Source organism: Vibrio sp. 378, assembly GCF_033339435.1.
The window spans coordinates 1-563 of record NZ_JAWOUO010000953.1; the positions used below are offsets into that span (position 1 = coordinate 1).

At 47.2% G+C, this 563-nt stretch carries 1 pseudogene; it reads left to right on the forward strand.

Annotation, left to right across the window (positions count from 1 at the left end):
• A pseudogene (locus R7Q48_RS29785) lies at positions 1-563 on the forward strand (hypothetical protein); the annotation flags it as partial.

The window sequence follows — 563 nt, forward strand, 5'->3', positions numbered from 1 at the left end:
GTCCCGTTCTATTTCAGTACCGATACGTTGGGCAGTACCGTTGGAGTCGCAGGGGTTGCTAAAGGGGTTGGTCAGCCTCAAGCTGCACTATTTGGTATGGGGCTGTATTCGGAGAAAGACAGCTATATTGGTTTCCTCTCTGCATTTAATTATGCGCTCTCTCCCAATGTGCTCTTCAGTACTCAGATGTACCAAGCTCGTTTTAATGACAGTCCCTATTACTTAGGTGATCAAGGCGATAACAACTCGTCGTTTGAATCTCAGACGATCACAAACAGTGATGAGCAAAAGTATAAGTTCGAATTCAAATACCTGTTGCCGTGGGGCGCGGTGAAAGATCATGGTTTGAAAGGCGCGTTTCTACCCAGCCGTGACGTTCGCTATGCATCGCCTTTGGCGTCGGGCGTTAGCTCTATCCTGCTGACGCCTTTTTATTCATCACGAGCGTTGGATGTATACAATGATAAGAAAGAGCAAGCTTACGGTTTTACATTGGGTTTTGATTGGGACAACCGCGATAGCGCACGTAACACGACCCGAGGCTCGCATACCTCTTTGAATTT